The organism is Rufibacter sp. JT20002, assembly GCF_056491185.1.
In genome coordinates this window covers 253,367-266,796 of record NZ_JBSZJY010000005.1, presented here as the reverse complement: position 1 = coordinate 266,796, position 13,430 = coordinate 253,367, and the positions used below count along the sequence as shown (strand labels likewise).

Genomic DNA, 13,430 nt, shown 5'->3' with positions numbered 1-13,430 from the left:
CACGATAAAGTAGCCGGAAAGCCAACCCGAAAGATGGGGCAGTTCAAGTGTTTTGCAGATCATTTTTTGAGAGGTTTAAACTGAGGAGTCCGTTTTAGCAGGGCTCTTCTTTTACCTTTCTAAAGAAGAGGCTAGCGTAAAGAACTAGGAGAGGAATTAATCATTTAGAGTAGATTTGGGGATGTTGCAATCAGAATCCTATAAAAAAGGCTTGTGGAAAATAGCGCTGATTACCTCCGTTGGGTGGGGCGTCATCAGTCTTTTCCCGGTGGTAAATGCCAGAAGGCCTTTCTTTTTGAGCAATAGGGGAGATAGGCCCCCCAGAAGGATGGATCGTACTCAATTCGGTCCGTCTCAGGAAGACATTATGCTTTCCGCTGGCTGGGTTTTCCTGCTGATGCTGTGCCTTTGGGTGATGAACATCTATCTGTACAGTTGGTTCGGTAGATTGAATTGGAGCGAAAAAGCCAGAAACTTCGCCCGGTACGCCCTCAGCTACACCTTGACGGTGGTGGTGTACTACGGACTTTTGACGTTGATCTTTCTGCTCGTTGACGGACCACCGCCCCGTGTTTTCCCCTTGATTGTGGCGCTTACGAACAACACCATTGTGCTGGTCCTCATGGATTTGGTAATTCTGCAGCGCAAAAGTGCCCAGATAGCGGTAGAAAACAGTCAGCTCAAAATGAACCACGCCATTGCGCAACACCAGCGATTGAAACACCAACTGCAACCACATTTTCTGTTCAATTCACTCAACACCCTGAAAACACTCATCAAAAAGCAGCGGCCCGAGGCCGAGGAATACCTGGTGCGGTTATCTGATCTGCTCCGGGCTTCCATCACCTCCGAAAACAAGACCACCATCCCGTTGGAGGAGGAACTGAAACTGTGCGTAGATTACCTGGAAATGCAGAAGGTGCGGTTCAAGGACTCGTTTTCCTATAGAATTGAAATTCCGCCCGTTATTCTCACCTCGGGGTGCTTGCCCATCTTTTCGCTGCAACTGCTAGTGGAGAATGCCATAAAACACAACGCCTTCACCGTAGAAGAGCCCCTGACCATCCAGATCTCCTACAACCAGCAAGATTCCATTGTGGTCTGGAACAACCGGAAGCCGAAGCCGTCACTGGAGCCTTCCTCCGGTATCGGGCTGAAAAACCTGTCGGAGCGGTACCAGGTCATCTGCGGCAACGGCATTAACGTTGTAGAGGCAGACCACTATTTTTCTGTAGAACTTAAGTTGCTGACGAATGAACATTGTCATCATTGAAGACGAACCCCTCACCGCCGAAGACCTGGAAGACACCCTGCTGGAGGTGGAACCCAATGCCCGTATTTTGGCGGTTTTGCCCTCAGTGAAAGCGGCCGTCACGTATTTCCAGCAGAACCCGTCCCCGGATTTGATCTTCTCTGATATTCAGTTGGGTGACGGCCTGAGCTTTGAGATTTTCCAAGCCGTTCAGATCTCTAAACCAGTGGTCTTCTGCACGGCCTATAACGAGTACGCCCTGGATGCTTTCAAAGCCAATGGCATTGACTACGTTTTAAAACCGTTCAACAAGGCCACTATTGAGAAAACGCTGCAGAAATACAAACAACTGCAGCAAAGCCTCGCCCCGGCTACCCCAGATTACCAGGCGCTGCTGCAACTGCTAGACAACCGGCAGGTTCTGAAACCCAGTTCGGTGCTGGTGTTCCAACGGGACAAGATCATCCCGCTGCCTATTGACCAGATAGCCGTGTGTTACTCCCAGAACCTGGTCACGCACGTGATTACCTTTGACCAGAGAAAGTTTACCCTCAACCAGAACATGGAAGAAATGGAAGCGATCTGCGGAAACCAGTTCTTCCGGGCTAATCGGCAGTTTTTGCTTAACCACAGGGCCATTAAAGAAGCTTCGCAGTATTTCGGGCGCAAGCTTGCGGTGACCCTCAACATTCCATTTCAAGAGGAAATCATCGTGAGCAAAGCCAAGAGCCCGCTTTTCCTGAACTGGCTAGCCAGCTAGAAATCACCTTGGGTCAATAAGGGAATCAAGAAATGTAGCTGTCATTAGAGAGCTGGCCGGAAACGGCTTGGCTTTCCCTTGGAAAACCGCGACTGTTTACCAGGTGTTTTCCTGAAAGTAGACCCAAACGGACGGTGTACCTGCAAAGGAGAGCCACCCTAGCTTTATCTCTGTTTTTAAAAACTATCATCCAAATGAATCATCACCTCATCACCCAACTGGAGAACGAGATTGCGCTCAAGCAAAAGTGTCTCCATTCAGCGGAGCTGCAGAAAATAAATAAGAAAGTAGCGCTTTTGTTGCTGCAGGAACTAAAGGAATTGAAATTCCAGCTGAAATCCATAAAGCAGCAAAATTCCAAAATGGAAAAAAGGAAGTCGTTTGTGGCTTCCTATTGATTGCCTTTAATGTGAACTCAGGAATTCTGGCAAAAAGTGATTCATAATTTGTGCCCCACGCATACCGTCCCCCTTTGAAGGGGGTAGGGAGATGATAATGGCGCAAGAGGGCCGGAATGCTGTTGTTCGCTGTTATATCCGGTTTAGAGATTCCAATAAATTTAATACCTCCGAATAATCTGCATGTGTAATCATCCCCCTACCCGCTTCAAAGGGGGACTGGAACAAGCAGAAATCTCTGAACAGCTGCAGTAACAACTTCAAACCTTGATTTGCCTGTTTCACTCAGGTTTAGATGGTGCCCAGGGACGGGTTTCATGACATTTGTTTCATCGGGCGAGAAGCCTTTCACAGATGAACAGAAGCATGAAACGGTTATTTTTATTGATGCTGTTGCTGACAGGGGCAGTAGCGACCTCAGCGCAGACTTTTTCCATCTCCGGCAGGGTGGTGGATGCCACCGACAAATCCGCTTTGCCCGGGGCCACGGTGATGCTCACCCGCCTGCTGGATTCCACGCAGACCGTAGCGGCCTCTGATGTCCAGGGGGCTTTCAAACTGACTGTACCGGCGGGAAACTACCGGCTCAGCATTACTTTCCTGGGGTACCAAACCTATCAGAAATCTTTGCCCATTTTGGCTTCCGCTGACTTGGGAGCTATTGCTTTGGGGTTGAACAGCCAGGTATTGAGCGAGGTGCAAGTGGTAGGGAAAATCCCGCCGGGTGAGTTGAAAGGCGACACCACCCAATTCAATGCGGCCGCTTTCAAGACCAACCCTGATGCTAGTGCCGAGGACTTGGTGCAGAAGATGCCGGGTATTACCGTGACTAACGGAACCTTGCAGGCCCAGGGCCAGGAGGTGAAGCAAGTACTGGTAGACGGCAAACGTTTCTTCAGCGATGACCCCAGCGCCGCCCTCCGCAGTCTGCCCGCCGATGTGATCGCCAACATCCAGATCTTCGATAAAAAGAGCGACCAGGCTGAGTTCAGTGGCGTGAGTGACGGCAACGAAGCCAAAACCATCAACATCATCACCAAACCCGATAAACGCAAAGGCCAGTTCGGGAAAGCGTCTGCCGGGTACGGCACCGGTGGCAAATACATGGTGGGGGTAGCGGTTAACTCGTTTAACGGAAACCAGCGCCTCACGCTTACCGGCCTTACCAACAATATCAACTTACTTGATTTCTCAGTTGGGGAGACGCCCGGCGGCGGGATGCGAGGCCGCAGGCCACCCATGGGCGGCGGAACCACCTCGGGCTTGATCTCCACCAACACCATTGGGTTAAGCTACAGTGACCTCTGGGGAAAGAAGATGGAGGTAAGCGGCAACTATAAGTTCACAGAACGCGAGGTTACCAACAACCAGTTCCGGACGCAGAATTACACGCTTCCGGCAGACTCAGGCCAGGTGTACACCGAGAATAGGTTGAGTGCCACCACCACGGCGGGCCATCAGTTCAACTTCCGGTTAGATTATAACATCAACCCGAACAACCGCCTGTTAATTACTCCCAGCTTGTCGGTGCAGGACAACACCGCGACAAATAGCGTAACAAGCGCTACCTCCAACGTGAACGGTGCCTTGAACAGCTCTGAGAACACCACCAACACTGACAGCAAAGCGGTGACTTTCAGCAACAACATCTTGTTCAGCCATACATTTGGCAAGCCCGGCCGAAACTTCTCCACCAACCTGACCACCAGCTACTCGTCTAGCCAGGGAGAGAACACGTTGCAGGCCAATACAATTTACTACCGGGGTTCCACTTCCCTTGAAAACCAGAACCTGTTCACAGACCAAAACAGAACGGGTTTTTCCTGGAACGGGGATGTCACCTACAACGAACCGGTTGGGGAATATGGACAGGTGCACCTCTTCTACAATCTGGGTAATCAGCAGAATGACGCAGACAAACGGGCTTATGAGTACGCCGAAGGCACCGGCGACTACAGCCTCCTGAACTCGGCCTTGAGTAACACCTTTCGGAGTGATTACTTTACCCAGCGTTTCGGAACGGGGTATCAGTATGACCATGGAAAGTTGCGGTTCCAGGTGAATGCCCGGTACCAAATCGCCTCCTTGGAAAACGACCAGGACTACCCCTCAGAGGATTTCTACACCAAACTGTTTACCAGCCTTTTGCCCTCTGCAAACCTGAACTTTAAGCTCTCGCAAAGCAAGAACGTTGATTTCAACTACACCACCAGCACCAACGCGCCTTCGGTGGACCAGTTATCAGAAGCCGTGGACAACAGTAACCCGCTCCAACTATACCAGGGAAACCTGGGTTTGGGGCAAAGCTACAGCCATAACTTCCGGATGGGTTTCCGCAATTTTAATACTGAGACAAACCGGGTCTTTTTTGTGGGGTTTTTCGGGAACGTGGCCCAAAACTACATTGGCAACAGCATCAATAGGGCTACCACCGAACCCATTACCCTGTCTAACGGGTTGGTGCTGGAGAAAGGCCAACAAATTACCACTCCTGTAAATCTGGACGGTTACATGAACGTGCGCTCTGTCATGCATCTCGGGCAACCGGTCAGTTTCTTGAAATCAAATTTCGGGCTGAACGCCAGCGTGAGCTACACCCGCATCCCCGGGCTTACTAACGGACAGCTGAATATCTCCAGTGCGCCAAGCGTAGGCGGCGGGTTGTCATTGAGCAGTAACATCAGTGAGAAGATTGATTTCAACCTCTCCACCAACTCCACTTACAACTTTGCGCAGAACTCCTTGCAAACGCAGCTGAACAGCAATTACTTCACCCAGAGCACCAACCTGAAATACAACTGGATCTTCGGCCTCGGATTGGTGTACCGGACGGAGCTGAGCCACCAATATACCTCCGGGCTTTCTGAGGGCTACGATGCCAATTTCCTGCTCTGGAACATGAGCATCAGCAAGAAGCTGTTCAAGAGCCAGCAGGGCGAGTTGAGTTTGAGCGTGAACGACCTACTGAACCAGAACGTGAGCGTCCAACGTAACTTCACCCCTCAGTATGTGGAGGATGTGCAGTCTAGCGTGCTCCAGCGGTTCTTCATGCTTACGTTTACCTATAACCTGCGCAACTTCACCGGCAGTGCCCCCACAGAGACCAACCGCGACAGAGGCTTCCAAGGCCCGCCTCCCGGCGGATTACCTGCCGGGCCACCACCGCAGGGTTAAGGAAGGGAGTCGTCGGCTAACTTGAATTCATTTAAAAACTCATAGAAGCCGTTCAGAAGGATTTATAGAAAACCGTTTTTGCCCTCAGGTGAAAGCGGTTTTTGTTTTAAGCACCTTTTCGGAGAAACGGCTGGGAAAAGCTGATGGCCAGTTGGAGGGTCGGTTTTGTCCGCTTCACTTCAGGCTTTGTCCGTTTGGCGGATTTCTCCGGTTTTTGACCCATTTCTGGCACCTGCTTTGCAAATGGTAGAGCAAGCAGGCCACAGGAGCCTGAAAGACTAGAAACGTAAACTCTTAATCTTACCTAAAATGAAAAAGTATTTTGCAATGTTGGCCCTAGGATTGGCAGTAGCCGGAACTTCTTACGCGCAAACCGGTCCGCAGGGGGAAAGAACCCAGGACAACAGAACCGAGCAGCGCAAAAAAGACAAAGGTGATTTCCGCCGGGGCAACGACAAACGGGCCCAACTCTCACCAGAGGAAAGAGCTACCAAACGCACTGAGTTGTTGAGCCAGAAACTGGACCTGAGCAATTCCCAGAAAAAGAAATTGCAGGCGCTTAACCTTAAGCACGCCCAGCAGATGGAAAGCTTTAAAGGCCAGTACGCCCAAAAAGACCAACGTAACGGAACCCAGCGCAACGACCAACGCCGTGACCAGATGCACCAGTTGAAAGCCTCCTGGGAGAAGGAGCTCAAAAGCATCTTGAGCAAAAAACAATACGAGAAATACGAAGCTGAGCGCAAGCAAATGCAAGCCAACCGCGCTAACCGTAAAGGAAAAGAAGGTAGCCGTTTAGAGAGAAGAGGAGGTACCAACCGCTCTGAAGGACAAAACAGAAGCTAAGCGTATACACTGAACAAGTAAAAAAAGAGGCTCGCCATTGACGAGCCTCTTTTTTTACTTGTTCAACTTTCCTGAAAGCTGAATAGTGGGCGATTTCCTAAACCAATACCTGAATCACTGACTCAGAGAAACGCTCCATTTCCTCTAGTTGCGGGCTGCATTGCAGCAGGAAGAAATCCACGCCTACTTTCTCGTACTCGCCAATTCTGTCCTGGATCTGGGCAGGCGTTCCGGTGAGGCCGGTGCGTAGGCCGCGGTTAGAAACGGAGTAGTCCTGCAAAGAAACCTGTTGCTCCAGTTGCGTACCGGCCAGCCACTGCTGGTAGTTGCCATAACCTGCCGCAGAAGCGTTCACATCCGTAATACGCTCCAGTTCCTTCTTCACTTCCTGCTCCGTTTCACGCACGATGGAGTACGCCGCCACGCCAAACTTCATGGGCGGCAACCCAGCTTTCTCGCGGCGCTCGCGCATGTCTGAGATGCGGTTCCCGATGGTCTCCGGGGAGTCTCCATGCATCACGTAACCGTCGCACTGGTTAGAGATAAGCGTCTTAGCGGCTTCAGACTCGCCTCCGGCGTAGATAAAGGGCTTTTTCTTCGGCTTGGGCTGCAGCACGTTGTCGGTGACCTGGTAGTACTTGCCTTCGTAGGTGAAATGGTCTTTCTCCCAGAGGTTCGTTACCACGTCCAGCCACTCTTTGGTGCGGGCGTAGCGGTCATCGTGCTGCTCAAACTGAATGCCATACTTGGTGGCTTCGTCTTTCCACCAACTGGACACCACGTTCAGAGACAGACGGCCGTTGCTGATCAGGTCAATGTTGGCGGCGGCTTTCGCCAGCAGCGCCGGGTTATGGAAGGTAGGGCGCACCGCCACCATGATCTCCAGTTCCTTTGTCACAGCGGCCAAAGCAGCGGCGGTAGACCAGGCATCCAGGGCCGGAGCTTCCTGGCCTTTGATGTCGTTCAAGTATAACTCGGCAATAAGCGAGAGGCTGTAGCCCCATTCCTCGCTGCGTTGCGCCAGTTGCTTCACGTAGTCCCAGGAGGTGGTCATGCCTTCATCAGGCACATTGCGAAGCCAGCCGCCAAATACAGGTAACCAATATCCGAACTGCATGGCTTATACCTCCTCTGCTACTAGTTGGGCCTTTTTCTCCAGAAAATCTACCAGCTTCTTGTGCGGGTTGAACCCGATCACGTTCACGGCATCGGCCACGAAGTTAGAAAGCGCGTTCACGTCATAGTAGTACAGTTGTCCGTCGCGGTCGTCAATGATGTACTCAATACCTCCTACGTCAATGCCGGAGTTCTGCACGATGGCCTCAATGGCGTCAATTACTTCCTGCTCTGGGGTGTAGCCTTCTACTTTCAGGCCGTTTTTAGGCGCATCTAAGGCGCAGGCGTTGCGCACCAGTTCTACGCCGGTTGTGGTCTGGCAGATATCAGCAGGGCACAGGTTGAAGCTTTCGCCGGTAGTGTACACTTTGATGGCATAAAGGTATTTGCCGCCTAGGGTCTCCACGCGGTGGATGTACCCGCCTCGGGCCGGGATGAACTCCTGCACCAAAGCGGTGTGGTCAATGCCCAAATCAATCTCGTTGTTCGCCACCGATTGCGCCAGTGACTCCACAGAGTCATATTTGATGATGCCCGCGCCGCTGCCGCCAATGTTGGCTTTCACGACGATCGGGAAACGCAGGCTTTCCGCGGCTTTTACCGCCTGTGACGCATGGTTGATCACGCGCGCTTTCGGGTAAGGCAAGCCCAGAGACTGCAACAGCGATAACTGCAGGGCCTTGTTGGTCTCGTACTGGAAAGCTTTGTGTCCGTTCACGGTTGGCGTGCCGGTGCGCTCCAGGTGCCCCAATAAGCCTAAGGTATAGAAAATGCCGTTTTCATTTCCGCGTAGGTAGGCAGAAGGGCTCATGCGGTTGAAGAACAGGCTGTACGGCGTTTCGTCCTCGGCCAGGTCATAGGTGTGCTCAGCGGCGTTCAGGCGTACATAAGGTATACCGCGGGCGTCTAGCTCTTCAAACAAAGGTTTGAACCAGTCTGGGTGCTCGTGGAAAATGGCAATTGGTTTTTCAAAAGAAGGAGTGCTCATGTTCGTTTGTGTAATTGGGTTCGTTTAATGGTAGATATCTCTATAGAGGTATAGGAGATACTATTGTTTGTTAGTGGTTAAGGAGCGTTTTAGCGTTGTTTAAAAAACAGGGTAAAAAGGATCAGCTTATCAGGCCAAAAAGGTGGAGGTAGCCTCTGCGTTGGAGGAGGACTGAGCAAAGGGATGGCCGCAAATGGTTGCAAGTCCGGTAAAAACAAACCTGATTTAGAATGGGAAATTCAGGTATTGCCCTTGCTACGCCTCAGAGAGGGCTAACAACAGCAACAACAAGAGAAGGGCCGTACAGGCACGGGCTGTAGGGTAGGACCGTTAAGTCTTGACAATAGTTTCTGCAGTAGGGCAGCAATAGAAGAAAGCAATGTAGTGGTCATGGGCTGTTCGTTTATATTTCCTAAGTCCCTTAGGCAGGAATTAGCACCTAGTCTTACCTAGGTTGCTAGAAGTTCATAGAGCCTGTTCTCTCCCTTCTTCTGTATAAATCAAGCCCCAACAAGAGGGGTAATTGACTTTAGTGCTGCAAAAGTGCAGTTGAAAATAATAGAATCCAAATTTTATGCAAAATTCATGTAGCAACAGATGCTCTTTGTCAGCAAGAACAGTAATAGAGTTACCGCCTCTTGTTGATTTCAAAAGAACTAAAAACCCATTTCGCGCTCGATTTAGGGGAATCAGGCCTAAACCAGTCCTACTTTCATGTAGGCTTTTTAGTGAACGAAGCTACTTCCTTTGAAGCTGGCGGAATTGGAGTGCCGATTAGAAGTTGCAGGCTGATTTTACTTCGCGATGGGTAGGGTGATGGAGAAGGTAGTGCCTTTGCGTTCCTCGCTTTCTACTTCAATAGAACCGCCGTGCTGCTCCACTAATTGCCGGCAGATACTCAACCCGAGCCCAGTGGACTTTTCGCCTTTCAACCCTTTTCTACGGGCCTTAGAAAACCGCTCAAACAGCAGCGGCCTAATTTTCTCCGGAATGCCGATGCCTTCATCCGTTACCTGCAGCAGGAGATTTTTCTTTTGCTCCTGCACTCTGATCAGGATTTTGCCATTAGTGGGCGTGAATTTGGCGGCGTTGGAAAGCAGGTTGTTCATGATCCGGTGAAACCGATCTTTGTTTAGATGGGCGTAAACCGGACCAACCGGATGCAGGAGTTGCAGATCTTTAGAACCTTGCAACTGGGACTCCCATTCACTCTGGATATCTTCTAGTACCTGGCAGATATCCAGTTTCTCCAGCGGAATGGCTTCCTGCTGGTCTTCCCGGGCAACATAAAGTAACTCGTTGATCGTTTGTTTAGAGGTTTGGCAACTAGTTAAAATCAGGCCAAGGTATTGCTGTTCCTGCTCAGGGGTGAAATTCTTTTGCTGCAGCAGGGAAGTAAGCATCTCAATGTTGTTGAACGGGCTTCTCAGGTCATGGGCCACTACGCCCAGAATCTCAGATTTAGCCTGGCTCATTTTCTGAATCTCCTGGTTTTTTTTTTCAATCTCCTTTAACTGCAGAAAATGGGTAGCCCGGTAGCTGTACATGATGCGGGAGAGAAAATAAAAGCAGACCAGGATCACAAAAGACATGCAATGGTTCAGGATGGCCTGCTCCGGCCCTAGAAAGGAAAAGTAGATAACCAACGTGAAGGCCAGCGAGGTGAGGGCTACCAAAAGCAGGGTTTCCAGGTACTCAAAGTCCCATAGGAAGGCCACGGTCACCAGCCCCAACAGGTACATGGTCAGGGTATTTTTAGGGTTAGACTGCGCTATGAACGTAATACCCAGACAGCAGGAGATAAACGCAAACCCAAAGCCCAGGCACAGAAGTTGCGCCACCCAAAGAGGAAGTCTGTTTTGCCTGCCTTTCAGAAAAAAGTGCTCTAAACTAAGGGTAACCGCCGAGGCAAGCACCAGAGAAATATTAAGTCCCCTGAAAAAGGTAACGTGCGCTGTTTGGTTCAGGAGCGGAAACAGCAAGGGTAAGAGCATAATACCGCAAGAAACCGACATAGCCAGGTAAGCGGCCAGCCGAAGCTTCTTTAAGTTTTGCAAAACATACTCCTGCCTGAATGCCTGTAAAGGCAAAGGTGCGGGCGCATTGAAAAAGTAAAATTTCAACGTAAACTCTGGAATTGTAAAAATCTGGCAATTGCCTGGGGGAGGGGGGCAAAAGTATGGTGCAAAGGTACTAAAAAGTCCCTTTTTTATGATGCAAAAACCAGGTCCGTTTTTTTATACCGTAAATCTGATGAAATGGAATAATCCTAAGTTTACTTGAGGTAATTGCTCGTATTTGGAGAGAGCAACCCAAAGAAGTGCCTTCGTGCTTAGTATGAGGGGATTATAGCCAAGTAATTTATTTGAAACAGGACCCAAATAAAGGTGATTTTGGCAAGGTTTTGGATTGAGTTCACAAAACGAAGTTTTCCTGTTTTTAACCCAATTGAGTAGGAAACGTGATCCAGTTTTTCGCGCCGCTGCCCAATATAAACATCAGTCCCGATGAAAACCTTTTTACAACGCTTGTGGGCGCTGGGGGTGGTTGCCCTCATGGCCTTCAGTCTGCTCAGGGTTCCTGAAGCGCAGGCTCGTCCGGGAGACCGTGTGTCTTTCCAGACCTTTTATGATGAACTGGACCCTTACGGCCGCTGGATCAGGGACCCGGAGTACGGCTATGTTTGGTCTCCGGACGTGGGGCGCGATTTTCAGCCGTATGCCACACGCGGGCATTGGGTGATGACCGAATACGGCAACACCTGGGTATCTGACTATGATTGGGGCTGGGCTCCTTTCCACTACGGCCGATGGATGTACGATGACTATTACGGTTGGCTTTGGGTGCCGGGCTCTGAGTGGGGACCGGCTTGGGTAGATTGGCGTAACGGGGGCGGCTATTACGGCTGGGCACCTATGGGCCCAAGAGTAACCTACGTGGTGGCGCCGGTGCGCTGGGTGTTTGTGCCCGTGATGTACATCACTAGTCCGCGCATTTACAGCTACTGCGTGCCTAGAACCCGGGTGGTCAACATCTACCACAATACCACCATCATCAACAACTATTATGAGCGTGATAACCGGCGATATGTGTATGGCCCAAGAAACCAAGACATAGAACGCGCCACCAACCGCAAAGTGAATGTTTACCGCGTAGACAGAGACAGTCGGCCAGGTAGAACCTCAGTAGCTGATAACTCCGTTCGTATCTATCGCCCTGATGTGAACTCGCGCCGCGAGGAAGCACCTACCCGTGTGGTTGCCCGAGATAATTCCTCCACTAGATCTCGCCTGACAGACACCAACAGCGGTACCGTAGGCAGGACTGACCGGAGCAGCAGTACCGGAAGAACCCGTACAGGCGCAGAAAGCGATACCTACCGTAGCCGGACTGGCTTGGAGTCCTCCTCTGAGCAGCGGAGCGTGGAAACGGAAAGAATTCGGACCCGGGAAGGCCTACGGGAAAGTACCTCTGACCGAATGGACCGTGCTTCCCAGACCCGCTCAAGCACCAGAGAGTATCCGCAACGTTCTGATGAAACTAACCCGGCCGGAACCCGCACCCGTTCCTCGTATGAGTCGACAGAACAACGTTCTGAGGGTTCGTATTCACCCCGCCGGTCAGATGCTTCCTCTGGCCAAGGCCAGTACCAGACCAGAAGCCGGCAAGAATCTGCCGGGTCAGGACAGTACCAGCAAAGAAGCCGCGAAGTCTCTGCTCCGTCTCAGACCCCGGCCCAGCGCCAAGCTTCTCCCCGCCAGGAATCCTCATCCGGAAGAGAGTCTAGTCGAGGCGGCAGAAATTAAGAGTTTTTGATTTAATGAATGATGGGAAAGCCGCACTTCTTTGAGGTGCGGTTTTTTGTTTTAGCGTGGTTTGTCCAAAACGGCTATTAAGCCCTCAGAAAATTTTCCATCCAGGCATTTACTTTTTCCGGCTGTTCATGGTGCAGCCAGTGGGTAGCGTTTTCCAGGAAGAACAGTTGGCCGTTGGTGCATTGCTCAATACTTGGCAGCGCTAGTTCCGTCCCCAGAAACTGGTCCTGCTTTCCCCAGAGCATTAGGGTGGGGACCTCAACCAGGTGGGTAGCTTCTATCTTTTTGTATTTGTAGGCCCTGTACCAATAAATCATGGCTTCCAGGGCTCCTGGCTGTTTCCAAGCCTCTTTATAGCCTTCTATGTCTTGCTGGGTAAACGTATCCGGTTGGGCAGAGCCTTTCAGGGTACTTTCCAATACTTTGAAATTAAAAGAGCTGTTGACCACTTCTGGTACCCAGGGAATCTGGAAGAAGCCCGTATACCAACTCCTAAGCATCTGTTTTGGGTTCTTGGTCAAGTGCTCGTGGGCTACCTCTGGGTGCGGCATGTTCAGAATTACCAGCTTTTCTAATAATTCCGGATGATGTAACGCTATATTCCAGGCGACAGCTCCACCCCAGTCGTGCCCCACCAGTACTATTTTCTGGGTAGTGAGCTGCGGGATAAGCTCTACAATATCTCGAGTAAGCTCGTCAATGGCGTAGGCTTCTACGCCTTCAGGTTTGCTGCTCAGATTGTAGCCCCGCTGGTCTGGCGCAACAGCATGCCAGCCCTTCTCTGAGAAGAAACTCAACTGCTTCTTCCAACCATACCAATATTCTGGGAAGCCATGCAGAAACAGGATGGTTTTTCCTTCCTGTGGTCCCGCCTCAGCCACATGTAGTTTGATGCCATTGGTGTTGTAGAAGTTTGGCCTTGTTTCCATCATTGAGTTAGCTGGTGATAAAGACTTCTACGAGCAAGTGAAGGTATAATTCTGTTTCGGGCTTTCTTTTCTGAATTCAAGCCTTAAACAGAAAAGCCCCATCTCACCAAACAGGCAAGAATGGGGCATTTCAAAACGATAATCGTGCTACG

General features: G+C 50.7%; 10 protein-coding genes and 1 riboswitch. Of the genes, 6 read left to right on the top strand and 4 right to left on the bottom strand.

What is annotated here, in order from left to right; genetic code table 11:
• Positions 1–328: 328 nt before the first annotated feature.
• The 5 genes from ACW9SV_RS20585 to ACW9SV_RS20565 all read left to right on the top strand — a co-directional run bounded on the left by ACW9SV_RS20585 (position 329) and on the right by ACW9SV_RS20565 (position 6,430).
• Positions 329–1,273: a sensor histidine kinase gene (locus ACW9SV_RS20585; RefSeq protein WP_479558660.1), complete on the top strand. Its 945-nt coding sequence runs from the start codon at positions 329–331 to the stop codon at positions 1,271–1,273.
• Positions 1,254–2,012 carry a LytR/AlgR family response regulator transcription factor gene (locus tag ACW9SV_RS20580; RefSeq protein WP_479558659.1) on the top strand — a complete coding sequence of 253 codons (759 nt, stop codon included), beginning with the start codon at positions 1,254–1,256 and terminating at the stop codon, positions 2,010–2,012. The genes ACW9SV_RS20585 and ACW9SV_RS20580 overlap by 20 nt, the downstream gene beginning before the upstream one ends.
• A 194-nt stretch (positions 2,013–2,206) precedes the next feature.
• Positions 2,207–2,410 carry a hypothetical protein gene (locus tag ACW9SV_RS20575; protein ID WP_479558658.1) on the top strand — a complete coding sequence of 68 codons (204 nt, stop codon included), beginning with the start codon at positions 2,207–2,209 and terminating at the stop codon, positions 2,408–2,410.
• A gap of 366 nt (positions 2,411–2,776) precedes the next feature.
• Positions 2,777–5,584, top strand: a complete 2,808-nt coding sequence (locus ACW9SV_RS20570; protein ID WP_479558657.1) for an outer membrane beta-barrel protein — start codon at positions 2,777–2,779, stop codon at positions 5,582–5,584.
• Positions 5,585–5,893: 309 nt separating this feature from the next.
• A complete protein-coding gene (locus ACW9SV_RS20565; RefSeq protein WP_479558656.1) occupies positions 5,894–6,430 on the top strand; it encodes a hypothetical protein in 537 nt (178 codons plus the stop codon).
• A 97-nt stretch (positions 6,431–6,527) separates the two neighbouring features.
• Here the strand turns inward: ACW9SV_RS20565 and ACW9SV_RS20560 are convergent, their stop codons facing one another.
• The 3 genes from ACW9SV_RS20560 to ACW9SV_RS20550 form a co-directional block, all read right to left on the bottom strand.
• The gene (locus tag ACW9SV_RS20560; RefSeq protein WP_479558655.1) at positions 6,528–7,547 is read right to left on the bottom strand and encodes an LLM class flavin-dependent oxidoreductase; all 1,020 of its coding nucleotides are present in this window, start codon (positions 7,545–7,547) and stop codon (positions 6,528–6,530) included.
• 3 nt (positions 7,548–7,550) lie between these two features.
• Positions 7,551–8,534 (bottom strand): ATP-grasp domain-containing protein, encoded by a 984-nt coding sequence (locus tag ACW9SV_RS20555; RefSeq protein WP_479558654.1) that lies wholly within the window; start codon positions 8,532–8,534, stop codon positions 7,551–7,553.
• A gap of 400 nt (positions 8,535–8,934) precedes the next feature.
• Positions 8,935–9,036, bottom strand: a riboswitch (SAM riboswitch).
• A gap of 292 nt (positions 9,037–9,328) precedes the next feature.
• Positions 9,329–10,591: a sensor histidine kinase gene (locus tag ACW9SV_RS20550; protein WP_479558653.1), complete on the bottom strand. Its 1,263-nt coding sequence runs from the start codon at positions 10,589–10,591 to the stop codon at positions 9,329–9,331.
• A gap of 450 nt (positions 10,592–11,041) precedes the next feature.
• On the opposite strand from ACW9SV_RS20550, the gene ACW9SV_RS20545 reads away from it, so the two are divergent.
• Entirely contained in the window at positions 11,042–12,340 is a 1,299-nt protein-coding gene (locus ACW9SV_RS20545; protein WP_479558652.1) for a DUF6600 domain-containing protein, read from the top strand.
• 86 nt (positions 12,341–12,426) lie between these two features.
• Here the strand turns inward: ACW9SV_RS20545 and ACW9SV_RS20540 are convergent, their stop codons facing one another.
• Positions 12,427–13,281, bottom strand: coding sequence for an alpha/beta fold hydrolase (locus ACW9SV_RS20540; protein ID WP_479558651.1), 855 nt, complete (start codon positions 13,279–13,281; stop codon positions 12,427–12,429).
• Positions 13,282–13,430 lie beyond the last annotated feature (149 nt).